This is a genomic window from Candidatus Amarolinea dominans (assembly GCF_016704685.1).
In the GTDB taxonomy this organism is placed as follows: Bacteria; Chloroflexota; Anaerolineae; order SSC4; family Amarolineaceae; genus Amarolinea; species Amarolinea dominans.
Genome location: NZ_JADIZS010000031.1, coordinates 46288 through 63227 on the forward strand (window position 1 = coordinate 46288; position 16940 = coordinate 63227).

Below are 16940 nucleotides of genomic sequence, written 5' to 3' on the forward strand. Positions count from 1 at the left end.
CGCCCCGCTACCGCGTGATCAGGTACGCGGTCAGGATTTCGTTGATCAAATCCTGCCGCGCCGCCACCTGCTGTTCAAACCCGGCCGCCTGCAGACTAGCGAGCAGCTCGTCGCCCGCGCCGTCCGAAGACAGGATCAACAGCGCCTGCCCGCCCGGCTTGAGATGCGCGGCCAGGCCGGCCGTGAAACGCTCGAAAACATCTTCCCCGCGCCAGGCATGGTCGAGCGGGCGGCGGGGACGGCCGCGGTAGAACGGGGGATTGAACAGGATCAGGTCGAAGCGCGCCGCGGCCACCGGCGCGAACAGGTCGCCCTGACGCGCTTCGATGGCGTGCTCCAGGTGATTGAGCAGCGCGTTGATCCGCGCGCAACGCACCGCCTCCGGGTTGATGTCCACGGCGATCACGGATGCGCCGGCCCGCGCTGCGAAGATGGCCCCTACGCCCGAACCCGCGCCCAGGTCGAGCACCTCAGCCCCCGCCGGCAGCGGCAGGGTCGTCACGGTGCGCGCCAGGAACGCGCCGGTGCGCAGCAGCACCGGATTGAAGACCTGCGGCAGAACCACCAACGGCACGCCGTCAATCTCCTCCAGCACCAGGCGGCCATAGCGACGGCTCAGCACACGGTAACGCAGCGCCAACCACCCCCGCGCGACAACCGCCAACAGCCGGCGATTGAAATCGCACCTAAAGGGCGTACCGCCGGGCGTCCACCTTCGTGGACGCAAAGCCCGGTCGGCGTAGGCCGACCTCGTGGCGGAACACCCCTTCGCCCCGAATTCATTCGGCGGCGATCGGCCTGCGATTTTCAATCTCCGCTCCCCACTCTCCACTCTCCCCCGACGCATCATCGCCCTCCCGTGACCCAATCTCCAATCTCAGGTCTCCAATCTCCGCTCTATCACGACAACCTCTGCGCCGGCCAGAGCCAGCGGCTGACCACCTGTTCCAGCGGCAAGGCGTACAGGTCGCGTTGACAGCGCCACTGCGCCAGCACCTGGAATGGGCGCTTCAACGGGGTGGGATGGTCCCACGCCAGTTGCGCGTAGAACTTGAATCGCTCCACCTGCCGGTAGCGCTGCGGGCTGACCCAGGGCCCGGCCGAGCCGATGAAATCAAAATCGGCCCATTCGTCCAGCGTGGCCGGCAGTTGATAGCCCTGGCGCACTGCTTCATCGGTGATGGGGGAGCCGGGATAGGGCTTGAAGAAGAAAATCGGCGTCTCGAAGTCGGGGCTGAGGCGACGCAGCCGTTTGATGACATCGAGCGAGGCCTGCACGCTCTCGTCGGTCTCGTTGGGAAAGCCGACGATGAACGGAAAGATGACGCGGATGCCGTGGCGCAGGCATTTCTCGGCGCTGATGAAAACCTGTTCCAATTGAATGTCCTTGCGAATCCAATCCATCATGGCCTGCGAGCCGGATTCCACGCCAATGATGACGCGGCGCAGACCCGACTGCTTGCAGCGCTGCAAGACCCGGTCGGGCAGGCGGTCGCCCTGGTCCGCGCGCATGGTGCCGGCCCAGGTGATGGGCAGCCGCCGGCGGATGAACTCCTCGGCGATGGCCTCGACGCGATCGGCGCGCGTGAAGAAGGTTTCGTCCTGCAGCGACAGGTCATCGAAGCGGTAACGCTGCCAGAGCGCCTCTACCTCGGCGGCCACGCGCGACGGCTCGAACCCGACCCACTTGCGCTTGTAGACAAACGGGTCGGCGCAGAAGGCGCAGCGGAAGTTACAGCCTTGCGATGAGATGTAGTCGAGCTGGCGCTTGCCCTTGAGCTGATAGTAGCGTTCGACCGGCAGCAAGCCGTAATTGTGCGTCCGAAACGTGTTGATGTTGCGCAGCGGCCGCGGGGGATTGACCTGTATTTCGCCGGCGGGGGTGCGGTAGGTGCAGCCCAGGCAGCCCTCCAGGCTCTCGTGGTTGACCAGGCGCCGCACGATCTCGCGCAGGGTCTCCTCTCCCTGCGCTTGAACGGTGATGTCAACCGCCGCTTCTGCCAGGCACGCCGCGCCAAACAGCGACGGGTGCCAGCCGCCCCAAATCACCGGCAGGTCGGACCGGCGCGCTTTGGCGGCCCGCGAGATGCGAATGGCATCCCGAATGGGCGCGCCGGTCAACACGCTGACTCCCAGGCAGAGCGCATCATCCACGTGCGCCAGCACCGCGGCCACCGGGTCGCGCTCCAGGCGGCCATCAATGATGACCACCTCGACCTGCTCCGGGTCCAGGTCAGAGCCGACGGCCAGCAGGCCCAGGGGCATGGTGAAGAAAACGGCCTGCGGGTTGTAGAGGACGACTTTGTGGCGGCGCATCAGGTTCATGAGGCACGCAGAGCAAGAGAGCAGACGCACTTGCGGCAGATGGCGTCACGGTGGGTATCGAGGCCCTGGCGCCAGGCCACGGCCGCGGGCGCGTTGAGCAGGCTGGTCAGACTGGGCGCCTGGTAGATGTTGCCCAGGGGCGGCTGGAAGAAACAGGGGCGCACCGTGCCGTCTGCTTCGATGACCGTGGAGACCCAGGGCGCGTTGCACGACACGGGCGGGAATTCGCCCTGGCCGAGCAGGGCCGTGTAGTAGTGCAGGATGCGCCGGCGCAGCTTGGCCGGCGACTCGGCGATGAAACCGGCGGCAAAATCGGCCGCAAAATCGGCTTCCAGCGCGTCCAGTTCCTGCGCCAGGCGGGGCAGATCATCGGCCGCCAGCGCCACCTGCATGACCCGTTCGTCATCCCAACCGAGCGGCCGGTTGAAGGCGTCTGTGCTGACATCGGCCGCCAGGAAGCTGATGCGATCCAGACCCAGCTCGTGCGCCGCGGTCACCACGTCACGCAAATGGCGATAGTTTGCGCGCTGCACGGTGCAGCGGGCCGCAGCGGTCGTGCGGGGATCGGCGGCCTTGACCGCGGCCACCCCTGCCGCCAGCTTTTCGTAGGCGCGGGGAATGTTGCGAACCCGGTTGTGGATCGCGGCCGGGCCATCGAGGCTGACGATCACCTCGTCGCAATAGGTCACCACCTGCGCGGCGTGCCTGGCCAGCAGCAAACCGGTGGTGAGCAGGGTGATGCTGATGTCGGCCCGCCGCAGATGGGCGCACAGTTCCCACAGGTGCGAGTGCATCAGGGCCTCGCCGCCGCTCAACACCACCTGGCGCACGCCCAACTGCTGCCATTCGTCCAGCCAGCGCGCCACAGCGGCCGCGGGCACCTCGTCACGCGTGGTCGCGCGCCAGATGTCGCACATCAGGCAGCGGCAGTTGCAGTGACTGTGCGGGAACAGGATCAGGATGGGCAGCTGCGTGATCGGGTCCACGCGCGGCAGCGGCAAAACCGCTTCCCGGCGAGGGCCAGACAGTGACTGGGGTTGCGACGTTGTCATATCAGTGAAGCACCATTTCGATCAAGTAGTGGTCCGCCAGCCAGGGCAGCGGCCAGGCTGTTTCCAACCGGCGCTCGATGCGATTCAGCCGGGCCAGCAGGGCTGGATGACGAGCCGCCCACGGTTCGACGTATGATGGCGGCAGCAGGGCGCCGATGGCGCTGACGCGCTGCACCGTAAACATGGGGGCAAACGCTCGCCGCAGCGCAGCAATGGACGGATAGCGAATCGTCAGCCCGCGCCAGGGAACGCCGTCACGCCGCAGACGCCTGAACGCCTTGCCCACCTGCCCCTGGCGCAAATACCAGGCCCATTCCCAGGGCGCCAACGGCCCCATGATGCACAGAATCGCCCGGCCCCCCGGCTTGAGCAATCCGGCCAGCGCCTGCGCCACCCCAGCCAGGTCAGCAACGCAGTTCAGCCCGCCGAAGTTGGAGAGGAGGCCGGAGACCGGAGGCCGGAGATCGGAGATTGGGTCACGGGAGGGCGACGAGTCATCGTCTTGCGATCTCTGATCTCTGGTCTCTGATCTCAGTGAACTCCCCCATGCGGCCAAATCGGCGATGTCCAATTTTGCCACCTGAACCAATTCCTCCATCCCAGCCTGCGCCACCTTGCGGCGGGTCACGGCCAGCATCGCCTCGGAAACGTCCGTCGCCAGCACGTGGACGCCGCGCTGCGCCAGGTGGATGGCGTCGGCGCCGGTGCCGCAGTTGAGCTCCAGCACGCGATCGCCGGCGCGGAACTGCGCATCCAGCCGTCGCCAGACCGCGGCGCGCAGCAGGCGACCGATGGTGCTCTCCGTAAACGCGTCATCGTAGGTCGCGGCCGAGTCATCGAAGGCGGCGGCGCTCAACATTCCTGTTCTGCTGCCGTCGCCAGCAAACCGGATCGCGCTTCCTGTGCCAGGGTCTGCAGGCGCAGGGCCTCGCCGGCATCCTGACCGTTCAAACGATGGGCCGCGACCTCGTTGCGCAGCCACTGGTCTGCAAAGCGGTAATACTGACGCGTGTGCCGTCCGCGCACCACGTAATCGCGGTCGGTGGCCTCCACCCAGTCACGATCCAGGCGCAGCGTGTCCTTGATGGTCTCATAGTATGGCGTGTTCTTGATTGGGTAGGCCACGGTGGTGAAGAAGATGTTGGGATTGGCCTTCTTCACATGCTCGATCGTAGCCTCGATATCCTCGATCTCTTCGCCGTCATAGCCCCACATCAGAAACATGCCCACCTCGATACCGTGCCGCTGGGCCGCCTGGGTTGCCCATTGCACCTGCTCCACGGTGACGCCGCGCTGCATCGCGTCCAGGATGCGCTGGCTGCCGCTTTCGGAGCCAATCCAGATGCGGTAGCAGCCCATCTCGGCCAGGGTGGCGAGCACATCCTCTTTCAGCAGGCGGTCCGCGCGAGAGATCGTCTCGAAGGGCAGGCGCAGATTGCGCCGCTTCAACTCGGCGGCATATTCGTACAGCCAGCGGTGGTTGATCGTAAACACATCATCCGCGTACCAGACCTGATCTGGCTTGTAGGTCTCCACGATGTGCTGCACTTCGGCCGCGCAGTCGAGGTAGCTGCGGCGGCGGTGTGAATAGCCGAAGACCGCGTGCGAACACCATTTGCACTTGTAGGGGCAGCCGCGGGCCGTGATCAGATTGACGCTGCCCATGCCGTGGTGCGTGCGCCAGACATCCACATACTGGCTGATGTTGATCTGCTCCCGGTCCGGCCAGGGCAGGCTGTCAATGTCCGCGATCTGTGCGCGCTCGGCGTTGCGGACAATTTGCCCTTCTTCATCCAAAAAGACAGTGCCGGCAATCCCGTGCAGACGATGCGGCCCCTGCTGCGCTAAGGCGGGCAACAGTTCCGCCAGGGTGACTTCCCCTTCGCCGACCACCACCACATCGGCGCCCTGGGCGATATACTCGTGCGTGTAGTTGGCCGACTCCGGCCCGCCGCAGATGACGGTCCAGCCGCGGCGCTTGGCTTCGCCGATGATCCAGACCACCTGGCCGCGTGTCACCAGGTTGGTGTAGATGCCGAGCACGCCGCCGGGCGTCTGCGCCAGGCGCGCCACCAGGTCGGTCTTGCGGCTGAAGGTCGTGTCGAAAATCTCCACATCGAAGCCGGCGCGGCGCAGATAGGCCGAGTTGTACAGAAGCCCCAGGGTCGGGTAAGGCTTCATGATCTGCCGCTCTTTTTCGTCCTCCCACAGGAAGTAGCCATGGGTCAGTAATAGGTCAGGCATCTTGACTATGCGTGCAGCCCCCTTTTTCATGTTCAACCCGGCGGCGCCAGGCTGGTTCAATTCCAATCGCGGCTGAGATCGGGTGCGGCCAACTCACCGTACGGTTTCACGATCGTGGTGGGGGCCTCGCTGCGGTGCAGCACTTCCAGGCGCCCCAAGTCAAGCCACTCATGGCTGAGGTGATCGAGCGAGGCCAGCAACGCCACGTCATCAACGGGACCGTGGCCGTTGGTAGAAAGCTGGGACAGGCGCTGGCGCAGTTCCAGATCACGGTGCAGCACCCGGTGCAGCTTGCGATAGAAAGGAGACTGATAGGAACCCTGGAACATCATTGCCAGGTCGTTGCTGTCTACCCAATTCGTCTTTGGCCCCAACTGCTCCTTGACCAGGTCGTGGAACTTGGTGCCCGGCAGGGGATAGCTCACGCTGATGCCAATGTTGTCAGGCAAGGTCTCGCGCACCAGTTGGACAGTTGACATGATGTCCTCGAAGGTCTCGCCGGGATAGCCAAACTGGATGAAGAAGCAGGCCTTGATACCCGCGTGTTTCAGGCGCTGGCGGGCGAGCTTGATCTGGCTGACCTGCGTGCCCTTGTCCATGGCATCGAGAATCTTCTGGCTACCGCTCTCCGCGCCCATCCACACCTCGACGCAGCCCGCCTGCTTGAGACCGGCCACCGCGTCCTCGGTCATCAGGTCCACGCGCGACTGAATCATGAAGGGGATGGCCGCATCGCGCTGCGCCACCTCACGCCCCAGCTCGGCGACCCAGGCGGGGCGCAGGCCAAAAATGTCATCGGCAAACCAGATGTGATCGGGCCGCAGGTGCTGCTTGATCCAGGCCATCTCCGCGGCCACATTGGCGGGCGAGCGCATGGCGTAGCGCTGGCCCCAGATCGGCTTGGCGCACCAGTTGCAGTGAAAAGGGCAGCCGCGCGTGCTGACCATGTTCAGGCTGAAGAAGCCGTGCGCCTGCATCCACGCGGCGCGATAGCGTTCGACATCGAGCAAATCCCAGGCGGGGAAGGGGAAAACATCCGGGTAACGTTCGGGATTGCGCCTGGCGGTGTGGTGCAAACCGCCGGGCGCCTGCGGGTCAGGCAAAACCAGGCCGGGGATGAGCGAGGCGCGCGCCGGCTGACCGGCGCGCAAGGCGTCGAGCAGTTCGCGCAAGGTGTGCTCTGGTTCGCCGAGGATGACATACTGCGTGCCGTGCTGCAGATAAATCTCTGGATGATCGGTGACATCGGAGCCAGAGGCAATGACGGTGGCGCCGCGGCGATGGGCGGCCTGGCTCATGGTGCAGGCCGCCTCGCGCATGCGGGTCAGGCACATCTTACTGAGGAAATTGAAATTGTCTTCGTACAACACGACAAAGCGCGGTGCGTATGTCGCCAGGGCGGCTTCGAATTCGTGCTCACCGGTGGCCAGCATCGCATCGAAGAGCGCAACCGAGTAACCGACGCTGCGCAGATAGCTGGCTGCATACAGCGTGGCCAGTGGCGGGTAAGGCCGCATCTTCTCAACCTGCTTTTGGTCGTAGCGCAAGAAATAGGAATGGGCAAGTAGCACATCAAGCATGTTTCGTTTCTCCGCCTGAAACGGGTACGCATGTGGGGCAATTCACCAGACCGTGCCAGGTTGCAGGGCACGGGCCGGCGAAAAGGAATGCTGCGCAAGTCGTGGCACAAGGGCCGAATCACACAGGGGTCAGATGGGCGGCTATCATACGCGCTTTGCGGGCGGCTGTCAAGTTTGCAATAAAGTCAACAGATGTTAGAAAAATTCGGGCGACGGCGATCAGCGATTGAAATCGCCCCTGAGGGGCGTACCAGCGCCGCGTCCACTTGCGTGGGCGCGGCGCTGGTCGCTGCAGGCCAGCGTTGTGGCGGAACGCCCCTTCGCCCCGAATTCATTCGGCGGCGGCCTATTTCTGTTTGCGCGGTGTCGGATCACCCAAGATTCCGGCATGAATAAAATGATCCATGGGGATCATGAAGATCAACCCGACGAAGAAAGTCGTTCCGATCAGAAAACTGATTCCAAAGCGTTCGGCCGGAATGCCCAGCAGCGCAATGATCAGATAGGCCGCGATCAAACCGGCCAACATGGAAGCGACCCACACGGCAATTTTTTTGCTCATACGTCCTTTTGTCCTCCTGAAACAATGCAGGGCGGGTGTGCCGCCCGACCCGGTTGGGGGTGATGCGAGAGAAATTCATGTTTACTCAGGGCTTGTCAGGGAACGCCTGCCTATTCTGGTGCGCATCTCGCTCAAGAAAAGCGGGAGCCTGTTCTTTGACCAGCCCCCGTCGGAGGGCGCGGCGCACCGGGGGGGGGGGGGGGGGTCCGTACCCCAAGGCAAACAACGGCGGGAGGGGGGGCGGCTGCTAGGATGCGATTTGGGCATCATGCCAGGTGGCGTGCAGCAAGGCCGGCAACACCTGTCCGGCCGATCCCGTCAAGGCATACATGACATGCTCAGTCAGAGCCGTGGCCGATGGGTTCACCTCTACCGTGATGGCGCCATGCTCCAGGGCCTCATATGGCAGGGATGCAGCCGGCTGCACAATCGCCGATGTGCCCACGCTCAGGAAAACATCGCAATCACGAGCCGCGTCCAGCGCCGCCTGCAGGGCGCGGAACGGCAGGCTCTCGCCAAACCAGACCACATCCGGGCGCAACAGGGCCTGGCACTGCGGGCAGCGGGGCGGTACATCGTCCGTCTCCACCCAGGAGGTCGCAACCTGGTGATCGCGTGAGCAGACAATGCGCTGCAAGTTGCCGTGCAGCTCGATCACATCGCTGCTGCCAGCCCGCTGATGCAGGCCGTCCACATTCTGGGTGATGAGGGTCAGGCGGGGAACCAGCGTCTCCAGCGCCGCCAACGCTCGATGGGCAGCGTTAGGCTCGGCCGCGGCCACCAGGCGGCGGCGCCAGGCGTACCACTCCCACACCAGCGCGGGCTGACGACGGAAAGCCTCCGGCGTCGCCAGGTCTTCGGGATTGTACTGGCTCCAGAGTCCGGTCTGCGCCTCGCGGAAGGTGGGCACGCCGCTTTCGGCCGAAACGCCCGCGCCTGTCAACACGGCCACATGTTGGGCGCTGCGCAGGGCGTGAATCAAACCGAGGGGAATATCAAGTGAAATGGTATGCATGGTGTCGTTCGATCGTTGCGTAAACGTAGCCTGTGCAGCCTTGCAATCGGCATAGGCTCAGGGCTATTTTACTCTGAGACGGTTTATTGGGCAACCCGCGGCCCTATGGTAAAATCGTCCTTGAAGCAGACCGCTTCAACCGAACCTTCCGTGGATGAGATGCATGAGATCACACATCCCGGAATCAAGAGCTGGTGCAACCATGGCTGAGAACATACTTGTCTGTGTCGCCTGGCCCTACGTCAACGGGCTACAACATATCGGGCACATTGCCGGCGCCTACCTGCCGCCGGACATCTTTGCGCGCTATCATCGCCTGCGGGGTAACAACGTCCTCATGGTATCCGGCTCCGATACGCACGGGACGCCCATCACCGTGCGCGCCGACCAGGAGAAGGTGACGCCCGCGGAGATCGTCGAACGCTTTCATCCCCTGATGATCCAATGCTATCTCAAGCTCGGCTTGACGTTCGACCTGTTCACGCACACCGACACGGCCAACCATTGGGCTGTGACCCAGGACATGTTCCTGACCCATCTGCGCAAAGGGTATATTTACCGGGACACACAGAAGCAGATCTACAGCCTGAGCGATCAGCGCTGGCTGCCGGACCGTTATGTGGAAGGCACCTGCCCGGTGTGCGGATACACCGAGGCGCGCGGGGATCAGTGCGACAACTGCGGCAGCACCTATGACGCGACCGAGCTGAAGAATCCGCGCAGCAAGATCAGCGGCGGCACCGATCTTGAAGCGCGCGACACGGAGCACTTCTTCCTGGATCTGGCGCGACTCAACCCCGCGCTGGAGGCCTGGATCAACGATGGCCGTAAGGCCCACTGGCGCGCCAGCGTCTTCAACTTCAGCAAGGCGCAAATCGAGAATCATGAACTGCGCGGCCGGCCCATCACGCGCGATATTGACTGGGGCGTGGAAATCCCCGTGCCGGGGTTCGAGAATAAGCGCATCTACGTCTGGTACGACGCGGTGATCGGCTATCTGTCCGCGACGCAGGAATGGGCGCAGATCAGCGGTCAACCGGACGCCTGGCACGCCTGGTGGGACGCGGGCGCGGATGTGCGCATCTACAACTTCATCGGCAAGGACAACATCCCCTTCCACACCATCATCTGGCCGGCGATGCTGCTGGGTTATGGTGGTTTGGGAACGCCGTACGATGTGCCGGCCAATGAGTTCCTGACGATGTCGGGCAGCAAGTTCAGCAAGAGCCGGGGGCGCGTCATCGCCATTCTGGATGTGCTGGAGCGTTATGACCCTGATCCGTGGCGCTATGTGCTGACCGCGATGGCGCCGGAGAGCAACGATAGCGATTTCACCTGGGAAGAGTTCGTGGCGAGGATCAACAACGAGCTGTTAGCCAACTGGGGTAACCTGGTCAACCGCATGCTCAGCTTTGCCTACAAGCGCTATGAGCAGCGCGTGCCCGCGCCCGCGGCCCTGGACGCCAGCGATGAGGCGCTGCTGGCCACCGTGCGCAGCGGCTTCGAGTCGGTGGGCAGTCTCTACGCCGCGTGCAAGTTCAAGGCTGCCCTGGCCGAGACGCAGCGCCTGTCGCAGGAGGTCAACCGCTATCTGAACGACAAGGAACCCTGGAAGACGATCAAGACCGACGCCCAGGCCGCGGCCACCAGCGTGTACGTGGCCCTGCAGGCGATTGACTGGCTGAAGACGCTCTACAGCCCGGTGCTGCCCCACACGTCGCAGTTGGTGCATGAGTACCTGGGCTATGACGGGCAACTGTTTGGCCGCCAGGTCACCGAAACCGTCAGCGACGCCCGCGGCGCACATCAGGTGCTGCGTTACGACGGCAGCCCGGCGATCGGCCGCTGGGAGCCGGGCAGCCTGCCCGTGGGCCAGGCGCTGCGCGAACCCGCGGCGCTGTACAAGAAACTGGACGAGAGCGTGGTCGCCAACGAAATTGGGGTGTGAGCGCGGTCGAACCGGCAACGAATCACCACAAAGCCCGACCGGAACTGGTCGGGCTTTGTAGTTGACAGCGATGTCGGGTTATCTGGCCCAGCATCCCGTGGATTTGCGTGCGAATTTTGACAAGTCAGGACGTATTGTTATAATACGCATGTATTTATCTATATTTACATGCGTATTATAACACAATATGAGGTCACCATGTCCGGCAGCCAGATGGAACAGGCTCGAGCGCTGACCCGCCAGCAAGGCGTGCTGCGCCCGTGCGACCTGGTCGCGCGTGGCCTACCCGGCGCCTACCTGGGGCGTCTTGTGCAGGAAGGACTCGTTGAACGCATCGGTCGCGGCGTATAAGAAGCCGCAGCGTTGAGATCACCGAGCAGCATACGCTTGCCGAGGTGTGTCGCCGCGTCCCCCAGGGCATGGTTTGCCTGCTGTCTGCGCTCCGCTACCATAACCTGACCACCCAGTCGCCGGCTGAGGTCTGGCTGGCGCTCGGCAATTCGGCCCGCGCGCCCAAGACTGATTTGCTGCCGCTGCGCATCGTACGTTTTTCTGCGGCCGCGTTGGCGGCAGGGATCGAAGAGCACCTGATCGAGGGAGTTGCGGTGCGTGTCTACGATCCGGCCAAGACCGTGGTGGATTGCTTCAAGTTTCGCAATAAAATCGGGCTGGAGGTTGCGCTGGAGGCGCTGCGCGCGGGTTGGCGAGAGCGACGCTTCACCATGGATCAACTCTGGCGCTACGCGACCATCTGTCGTATGACCAATGTGATGCAGGCTTATCTGGAGAGTCTGGTATGAAGGAAATTCGCAACCTGAGCCACTCGGTGCATGATCGGCTGCTGAACCTGGCGCACCACACCCAACTGCCGTACGATTTGGTGCTCGTACGCTATGCGCTGGAACGCCTGCTTTACCGATTGAGTTGCTCAGAGTATCAGCGGCGGTTCGTGCTGAAGGGAGCGTTCTTGTTTACTGCCTGGCGCGAGGCGGTCTGGCGGCCGACGCGCGATATGGACCTGTTGGGTTACGGCTCGCCGGATGTGGCGACGCTGGGCGATGTCTTTAGAGTGCTCTGCGCCATAGATGTGCCAGCCGATGGCTTCGGGGCCTATCAGCGTGTGATTGCAGAAGGTCACCAGGAATGACGCGCGGCGATCCTGGAAGCGCTGCATGTAGCCGGAAGTCGCTATCCTTCCCACGTCCACGGGATCGGATCCCACCTGCCTGCGTTTTGGTGTTGGAGCACGGGATCCACAAATTTCTGTGCGGCCCTCACAGCGTCGTCGAGATCTCGCCATGCGAGAGCCGTTTCATCCGCCATTCTGCGCAATGGCTGGGCCCAACTGGCTGGTGGAGACGACAACGTCGCGGGCCGGTTGCGGGCGGCTCCCACCAAACCCACCCCGGGCAGCAGATCCTCTTCGCCTTGCGTCCGTTCTACCACGAAGCGAAACCAGTCGTTCACATCCAGAGATGCTGCATTGGCCAGGAGTTGGTGCAGATCAGGCGCTGATAGCCGCCACATGACATCCATGTCCTTGGTTGTGCGGGCGCGTTGGCCCAGACGAAGCTGAAGCGCAAGACCGCCTTTGAGCACCCAGGCTTCGGGTTCAGCGTAGAGCAGACGCGCCAGTAAGCGGTCGAAAGCGATGAACTTGCGCAGTCTCGCCAGCGGCGCGCCATCGCGCTGGCTGAGCGTGCGCAGACGAGTCTCCAGAGCGCGGCGAAAATCGGCGCCGGTGGCGTACTTCATGAGATACTCCTCGCATTGAGTATTTGCTCAATCAATCTGTATGCGCGGCCACTACGGCGGCCGGCCATCGCGCGCAGTTGTTCTTGCGTGGTCAGTGTACGTCGCAGCGCCTCCTGGGCGGCTTGCCAGATCAATTCTTCGGGCAGCCCGCTGGCAGCGAGATCGCGGATCGCGCGCGCAACGGTCGTGACGGGTAAACCAGCATAAGTAGTGACGTCGCCAGGTTCTAGCCGATTGGTGTGCAGGCGCAGGCCAGGATGGCGGCGTGAAGCGGTACGTGATACAGTCAAATGAATCTCACTGGGCAGCAGGTCCGAGAGGTCATAGAGCGCCAACGCGCTATCGTGCGATATGACAGCATTCTGGCCAGCGCGCAACCAAGCGACAAAGAGGTCCTCATGAGTCGAGGACGGAAAACGTTTCAAGCGATAGATGCCCGGGTAGATGCGCTCGAAGAGGTCTGCTCGCACATGGTGCGACAGCAAGGCGTGACTGAATCCGGCCTGCCTGGCCTGGGCGGCAGTGAAGTAACCGGCCTGGGCTTCGGCGCTTTGATAAAGCTGATCGTGATCGGGTGAAGAGGCGTTCTTGTTCATGTGTGTAAAAAACAAAATGAAACTTTACAATTTGCACACATTATCCTCAGAAAGAAAGAACGTGTCAAATTAGACAAGCGATTCCTGTTGAAAACCCTTCTTGACGCCAAGGGCTATCTCCCCACGAGAGTACACACGTCCATCGCCCCCCCATCCACCAGGTTCCGATTATCCGGATGCGCCAACGTGTAGACCGGCTTGCCCCAGCCGATCACCTCGGTCGCCAGGGCCTCGGTGCGGCCGCCGGGCGCGGCGTGGATGAAGATCACGCGCGCCGCCAGCGCGGCGACGAAGCGGTTGCGCGCGGCCGCCAGCTCGGCCGTGACGCGGCGCTCGCTTTCGGCGAACGGCGAGAGCAAGAGCAGCCGGCCGGCCGCCAACGGCTGGCGAAATTCAGCAGGAATCGTCTTGACCATCCCCCGCGCGGGACAGACGATGAGCGGTCCGGCGCCGGCCAGCAGAATCTCCAGGCAGGCGCGCTCCACCGGCGTGTGGAAGCCGCCGATGACGGCCGCGCCGCGGTCGGCCAGCGCGTGGGCCAGGTCGGTGGCCTGCACGATGAGGCTGCCGGGACAGCGCGCTGAGCAGAAGAGCGCCAGGGGGTGGCTGTCGAACAGGGCCGGGTCGCCCAGCGCGGAGACGACCGCGGGGGCCGTCTGGCCGAGAAAAGCCCTGAGCGCCGCGGGGTATTGGGGATCGGCGCTCACCAGAGACAGCAGTGATTTTCCTGTCTGATGTAAAAAACCCATTGACATTTGGCTTCCGCGTGCGCTAATGATGTTAGCTCATCTACCATGAGTAGAAGGAGTACCGATGCCGGCCTTCGGGCCGGCATCGGCTATTTCTGGAAGTCACCGAATCTGCGAGATCTGCCAAGGCAAGCGCCGAGACTCAGGCATAGGCAAAAACATCGGCGCGCACAGATCTGACGGGAGGCGTTTGGCCGTGGACCATGCGCCGAATCCGTTCGGTCGTCACGCGGCTGAACGTTGCGTCGCCGCAACGCGCACAAACAACTGCGGGGATATCCTCGACCAACACCGGCAGTCCGTCAACCAGAAACACTTCGCTCACTACCTCAGAACGAGCCTCGATGGCGCCACACACCTGACAGCGAAACATACTCACCTCCGTTCGACGTAATTATACCACTCGGCAGGGTCCGGCTCATAAAGCGTGATGATGCGGACCAGTTCGGCGTCGGCGCGAGAGACCTGTAGATGTAAGGGGCGCTCCGCGTCGGTGAATCCGAGCAGCAGACAACTCGGCGTGTACTTGTCATCGGCATAGTCCTCGATGATCCGGGCGCGCCTTCCAGCCTGCCGGATTTCGGCCTCGCTGATGTTGCGTTCCACCGCGCGCCGGAGGGCGTGCCGGCTGAACTCGAATTGCCCGGCCACCAGTCGGGCGCGAATTTCAGCTAACGTTTCCATGCGTTACCGCCATTTGTAGATTCGCCCATCCGTTCAGCCGACACTTCGTTCGCTCCAGCGTCACGTCCCCGGGCCAATGGCGAAGCCTCTTGTCCTGAAAAGGACTTTGCCATCGCCTCTCGCCAACTTCTTCGGGAGAATGGCGGATACGGTCCAGATGCCCGGCTCAAGGCGACTGGCTCTGGCAAAGCGCCGAGCATCATACAGATGGTATCGCTACAGCTACCCGGTATTTACCCCTCGAATGAGGAGCTCCTGCGGTGGCGAGGTCCGGGGGGGGGCCGTCGGAGCCAAAATAAGGAGCTTGGTGTCCTCGTCCATAATTCGACTCCCTCCCGTTGGACATTTCCGTACAACGGCTCCCCCAATCGGCGCATTAGGTTGTAGTGTGCTGGACCTACCAACATCATGCCCAAAATAAGGTCGTATTTCAATTCGATGTCCGAGGCAATCAAGTACATGTTCGCGTAGGCCTGCCGGTTGTCCTGCTCCACCCGCACCAACAGATCGAGATCGGAATCTTCGTGATGATCTCCCCGCGCTTTGGAGCCATAGAGCTTGATAGAGAGCACTTCGCTGCCGAATACCTGTCGCAGCCGCAGCAGGTATTCCCGCAGGGCCAGCTTCTCCTTGGCCGTCAGATGACGCAACTGATCATGAGTCATTGCCTACCTCCCATGGGATCCTGACAGCGCAATACGGCAAAATTTCACTGGTCGTTAGTATACAGCGAGCATCTATTTGGGTCAATCGAAAGTCTGCGCAGAAGTTAGGTTGTCATTCGTCTTGTAGATGATGATAAGTTAGTTGTAGTAGTAGGGGCTGTGGATTTGTGGATAAGGGGGTCGTCTGCTGGTCTTTACCACAAGGGATGGGGGTGACAAGGCGCTGATGCACTACATCTTGTGGCCTGCCGCGGGGGCCTGTTCTGGATAGATTGTGGATTCAAGTAGAATAACTGACCGGCCAAATTTCACCCTCGTGGCCTGGTGCAACCGTGGTACAAATCGTTGACCACTAGATGTAGTGGCGCGCGGGGTGTGCAAGGCACATATCTAGGGCTGCCGGCGGTTGGGATAGGGTTGGGAAAGATGCACTTATCCCCAGTATCCACGACGCGGTAGGGGTTTTTCCCCAAAGTTATCCACATCTCGTGGCTGTTATCCCAAATGCGATCAGCAGACGGATTTCTCTACGGTTTCTCCCAATTCCGGGGTCAGTGGGATCACTGGCTGCTTTGAGCCGCTTGATCAGCGCACGCAGGGCCAGGATGGGGTCGGTGGTTGGCTGGCTGCCGGTGTATTCCTTGACCAGGAGGGCCACCTGGTCACGCCAGAGATCGGCTTGCTCGCGCAGGTCGGCGCGCTCCACGTCGAACTGCTCCTGCAGCGCGGCCACGCGGCGCGTCAGTTGCTCGCGCTGCTGTTTCTCGTTGCTCCAGGCCGTGCGGTACCAGCCCAGCGGCTGCGTGTCGCCAGGCAGCACCAGCGCCAGGCAGGTCTGTGGCGTCTGTTCACCGGGGGAGTTGCTGCGTACCGGCCAGGTAAGGCTCAGGGTCGCTGAAGCCGCCCCAGCCATCCTTGCGCGAGTAGGGATTGATGCGAACTCCAAAGTGCAGGTGCGGCCCGGTGGAGGCGCCCGTGTGGTCCGAGATGCCGATGACTGCGCCTGCTGTGAATCTGTCCGCCTCTTTGGCCGTCGTACTTTCCAGGTGCGCATACAGACTCTCGCCCCAACGGTGCTGCAGTTTGACGTAGTTGCCGAAGCCGTTGGCCTCGAAGCCTGTTTCGATCACGTCGCCGTCGTCCACCGCCACGATTGCGGTGCCGTTAGGCATGCCATAATCGAGTCCATTGTGGCCTTTCAGGGGCACGCCGTCGTACGAGAATTAGCACAAAGCGGGGTTACCGCCAAACTTCTGGCTCATGTGAAAAGTGCCGTTGAAGGAAAACGAATGGGCATGAGTCCTCCTGCCTTGCCGAGCGTTTGTTTCAGGCCGTATCTTCGGTCTCTGCTGCCGGCGCGTCGGCGTTTGACTGCGCAGGGACAGCGGCACGCCTGGCGCTGTTGCCCAACCCTTGCCAGGCGCTGGTCAGCCGCTGCCGCCAGCCAGGCGGCGTCCCGCGCCTGGCGCGTCAGGCGCGGGAAGGGCGGCAGATCGAGCAGCTTGGCGTACATGTAACCGGCCACCACGCGCAGGGGTGGTCAGCACCGGCGCGGCCAGAAAGGCTCCCAGGATGCCGGCCTGGGTGGCGCCGACGATGACGCCAACCAGCACCACCAACGGTGCAGATTGACGCTCTGGCCGATGATGCGCGGCACCAGGATGTTGTTCTCGGCCTGCTGAATCAACACGTAGACCCCACGGTCAAGAGGGCAAATGAGGTATTTGACATCTCGATCGTGATCGAGCCTTGCAGCAGGGCGACC

21 protein-coding genes are annotated in these 16940 nt (G+C 62.7%); 4 read left to right on the forward strand and 17 right to left on the reverse strand.

Translation table 11 applies throughout. The features are described 5' to 3' along the window. Nucleotides 1–7 precede the first annotated feature (7 nt). The 8 genes from IPF85_RS19025 to IPF85_RS19060 form a co-directional block, all read right to left on the reverse strand. Nucleotides 8–640 carry a HemK2/MTQ2 family protein methyltransferase gene (locus tag IPF85_RS19025; RefSeq protein WP_343409639.1) on the reverse strand — a complete coding sequence of 211 codons (633 nt, stop codon included), beginning with the start codon at nt 638–640 and terminating at the stop codon, nt 8–10. Between the two features lie 260 nt (nt 641–900). Further along, nucleotides 901–2325 (reverse strand): radical SAM protein, encoded by a 1425-nt coding sequence (locus tag IPF85_RS19030; RefSeq protein WP_343409640.1) that lies wholly within the window; start codon nt 2323–2325, stop codon nt 901–903. Next, a complete protein-coding gene (locus IPF85_RS19035) occupies nt 2322–3326 on the reverse strand; it encodes a radical SAM protein (protein ID WP_343409641.1) in 1005 nt (334 codons plus the stop codon). The genes IPF85_RS19030 and IPF85_RS19035 overlap by 4 nt, the downstream gene beginning before the upstream one ends. A 52-nt stretch (nt 3327–3378) precedes the next feature. Beyond that, complete coding sequence (locus IPF85_RS19040; protein ID WP_343409642.1) at nt 3379–4236, reverse strand: methyltransferase domain-containing protein; 858 nt, start codon at nt 4234–4236, stop codon at nt 3379–3381. Next, nucleotides 4230–5621: a radical SAM protein gene (locus IPF85_RS19045; RefSeq protein WP_343409643.1), complete on the reverse strand. Its 1392-nt coding sequence runs from the start codon at nt 5619–5621 to the stop codon at nt 4230–4232. The genes IPF85_RS19040 and IPF85_RS19045 overlap by 7 nt, the downstream gene beginning before the upstream one ends. A gap of 56 nt (nt 5622–5677) precedes the next feature. Then, nucleotides 5678–7201, reverse strand: coding sequence for a radical SAM protein (locus IPF85_RS19050; protein WP_343409644.1), 1524 nt, complete (start codon nt 7199–7201; stop codon nt 5678–5680). Between the two features lie 346 nt (nt 7202–7547). Next, complete coding sequence (locus tag IPF85_RS19055) at nt 7548–7763, reverse strand: hypothetical protein (protein ID WP_343409645.1); 216 nt, start codon at nt 7761–7763, stop codon at nt 7548–7550. Between the two features lie 247 nt (nt 7764–8010). Further along, complete coding sequence (locus IPF85_RS19060; RefSeq protein WP_343409646.1) at nt 8011–8778, reverse strand: NAD-dependent deacylase; 768 nt, start codon at nt 8776–8778, stop codon at nt 8011–8013. Nucleotides 8779–8980: 202 nt separating this feature from the next. On the opposite strand from IPF85_RS19060, the gene metG reads away from it, so the two are divergent. The 4 genes from metG (at nt 8981) to IPF85_RS19080 (ending at nt 11873) form a co-directional block, all read left to right on the forward strand. Then, nucleotides 8981–10726, forward strand: coding sequence for a methionine--tRNA ligase (metG, locus tag IPF85_RS19065; RefSeq protein ID WP_343409647.1), 1746 nt, complete (start codon nt 8981–8983; stop codon nt 10724–10726). 198 nt (nt 10727–10924) lie between these two features. Then, a complete protein-coding gene (locus IPF85_RS19070) occupies nt 10925–11077 on the forward strand; it encodes a type IV toxin-antitoxin system AbiEi family antitoxin domain-containing protein (protein WP_343409648.1) in 153 nt (50 codons plus the stop codon). A 44-nt stretch (nt 11078–11121) separates the two neighbouring features. After that, nucleotides 11122–11526: a hypothetical protein gene (locus IPF85_RS19075; protein ID WP_343409649.1), complete on the forward strand. Its 405-nt coding sequence runs from the start codon at nt 11122–11124 to the stop codon at nt 11524–11526. Next, nucleotides 11523–11873: a nucleotidyl transferase AbiEii/AbiGii toxin family protein gene (locus IPF85_RS19080; RefSeq protein ID WP_343409650.1), complete on the forward strand. Its 351-nt coding sequence runs from the start codon at nt 11523–11525 to the stop codon at nt 11871–11873. Before IPF85_RS19075 ends, IPF85_RS19080 begins: the two co-directional genes overlap by 4 nt. 41 nt (nt 11874–11914) lie before the next feature. On the opposite strand, the gene IPF85_RS19085 is transcribed toward IPF85_RS19080, so the two are convergent. The 9 genes from IPF85_RS19085 to IPF85_RS19125 form a co-directional block, all read right to left on the reverse strand. Beyond that, nucleotides 11915–12481: a nucleotidyl transferase AbiEii/AbiGii toxin family protein gene (locus IPF85_RS19085; protein ID WP_343409651.1), complete on the reverse strand. Its 567-nt coding sequence runs from the start codon at nt 12479–12481 to the stop codon at nt 11915–11917. Continuing rightward, complete coding sequence (locus tag IPF85_RS19090; RefSeq protein ID WP_343409652.1) at nt 12478–13077, reverse strand: type IV toxin-antitoxin system AbiEi family antitoxin domain-containing protein; 600 nt, start codon at nt 13075–13077, stop codon at nt 12478–12480. The genes IPF85_RS19085 and IPF85_RS19090 overlap by 4 nt, the downstream gene beginning before the upstream one ends. Nucleotides 13078–13190: 113 nt before the next feature. Continuing rightward, on the reverse strand, nt 13191–13826 hold the full coding sequence (locus IPF85_RS19095; RefSeq protein ID WP_343409653.1) for a DNA-processing protein DprA: 636 nt from the start codon (nt 13824–13826) through the stop codon (nt 13191–13193). A 142-nt stretch (nt 13827–13968) separates the two neighbouring features. Next, nucleotides 13969–14199, reverse strand: coding sequence for a YgiT-type zinc finger protein (locus IPF85_RS19100; protein WP_343409654.1), 231 nt, complete (start codon nt 14197–14199; stop codon nt 13969–13971). A 2-nt stretch (nt 14200–14201) separates the two neighbouring features. Next, entirely contained in the window at nt 14202–14510 is a 309-nt protein-coding gene (locus IPF85_RS19105; protein ID WP_343409655.1) for a DUF4258 domain-containing protein, read from the reverse strand. A 233-nt stretch (nt 14511–14743) separates the two neighbouring features. After that, a complete protein-coding gene (locus tag IPF85_RS19110; protein WP_343409656.1) occupies nt 14744–15175 on the reverse strand; it encodes a nucleotidyltransferase domain-containing protein in 432 nt (143 codons plus the stop codon). 475 nt (nt 15176–15650) lie between these two features. Continuing rightward, nucleotides 15651–16088 carry a hypothetical protein gene (locus IPF85_RS19115; RefSeq protein WP_343409657.1) on the reverse strand — a complete coding sequence of 146 codons (438 nt, stop codon included), beginning with the start codon at nt 16086–16088 and terminating at the stop codon, nt 15651–15653. Continuing rightward, on the reverse strand, nt 16024–16383 hold the full coding sequence (locus tag IPF85_RS19120; RefSeq protein ID WP_343409658.1) for a M23 family metallopeptidase: 360 nt from the start codon (nt 16381–16383) through the stop codon (nt 16024–16026). Before IPF85_RS19120 ends, IPF85_RS19115 begins: the two co-directional genes overlap by 65 nt. Before the next feature lie 219 nt (nt 16384–16602). Further along, nucleotides 16603–16794, reverse strand: a complete 192-nt coding sequence (locus tag IPF85_RS19125; RefSeq protein ID WP_343409659.1) for a hypothetical protein — start codon at nt 16792–16794, stop codon at nt 16603–16605. Nucleotides 16795–16940 lie beyond the last annotated feature (146 nt).

What these genes read in the sequence shown, in the direction of transcription:
- IPF85_RS19030 (WP_343409640.1), bottom strand. Translation starts at nt 2,325, where the DNA reads ATGAACCTGATGCGCCGCCACAAAGTCGTCCTCTACAACCCGCAGGCC.
- IPF85_RS19040 (WP_343409642.1), bottom strand. Translation starts at nt 4,236, where the DNA reads ATGTTGAGCGCCGCCGCCTTCGATGACTCGGCCGCGACCTACGATGAC.
- IPF85_RS19045 (WP_343409643.1), bottom strand. Translation starts at nt 5,621, where the DNA reads ATGCCTGACCTATTACTGACCCATGGCTACTTCCTGTGGGAGGACGAA.
- IPF85_RS19050 (WP_343409644.1), bottom strand. Translation starts at nt 7,201, where the DNA reads ATGCTTGATGTGCTACTTGCCCATTCCTATTTCTTGCGCTACGACCAA.
- IPF85_RS19055 (WP_343409645.1), bottom strand. Translation starts at nt 7,763, where the DNA reads ATGAGCAAAAAAATTGCCGTGTGGGTCGCTTCCATGTTGGCCGGTTTG.
- IPF85_RS19060 (WP_343409646.1), bottom strand. Translation starts at nt 8,778, where the DNA reads ATGCATACCATTTCACTTGATATTCCCCTCGGTTTGATTCACGCCCTG.
- metG (WP_343409647.1), top strand. Translation starts at nt 8,981, where the DNA reads ATGGCTGAGAACATACTTGTCTGTGTCGCCTGGCCCTACGTCAACGGG.
- IPF85_RS19070 (WP_343409648.1), top strand. Translation starts at nt 10,925, where the DNA reads ATGTCCGGCAGCCAGATGGAACAGGCTCGAGCGCTGACCCGCCAGCAA.
- IPF85_RS19080 (WP_343409650.1), top strand. Translation starts at nt 11,523, where the DNA reads ATGAAGGAAATTCGCAACCTGAGCCACTCGGTGCATGATCGGCTGCTG.
- IPF85_RS19085 (WP_343409651.1), bottom strand. Translation starts at nt 12,481, where the DNA reads ATGAAGTACGCCACCGGCGCCGATTTTCGCCGCGCTCTGGAGACTCGT.
- IPF85_RS19090 (WP_343409652.1), bottom strand. Translation starts at nt 13,077, where the DNA reads ATGAACAAGAACGCCTCTTCACCCGATCACGATCAGCTTTATCAAAGC.
- IPF85_RS19095 (WP_343409653.1), bottom strand. Translation starts at nt 13,826, where the DNA reads ATGGGTTTTTTACATCAGACAGGAAAATCACTGCTGTCTCTGGTGAGC.
- IPF85_RS19100 (WP_343409654.1), bottom strand. Translation starts at nt 14,199, where the DNA reads ATGTTTCGCTGTCAGGTGTGTGGCGCCATCGAGGCTCGTTCTGAGGTA.
- IPF85_RS19105 (WP_343409655.1), bottom strand. Translation starts at nt 14,510, where the DNA reads ATGGAAACGTTAGCTGAAATTCGCGCCCGACTGGTGGCCGGGCAATTC.
- IPF85_RS19110 (WP_343409656.1), bottom strand. Translation starts at nt 15,175, where the DNA reads ATGACTCATGATCAGTTGCGTCATCTGACGGCCAAGGAGAAGCTGGCC.
- IPF85_RS19115 (WP_343409657.1), bottom strand. Translation starts at nt 16,088, where the DNA reads ATGGCTGGGGCGGCTTCAGCGACCCTGAGCCTTACCTGGCCGGTACGC.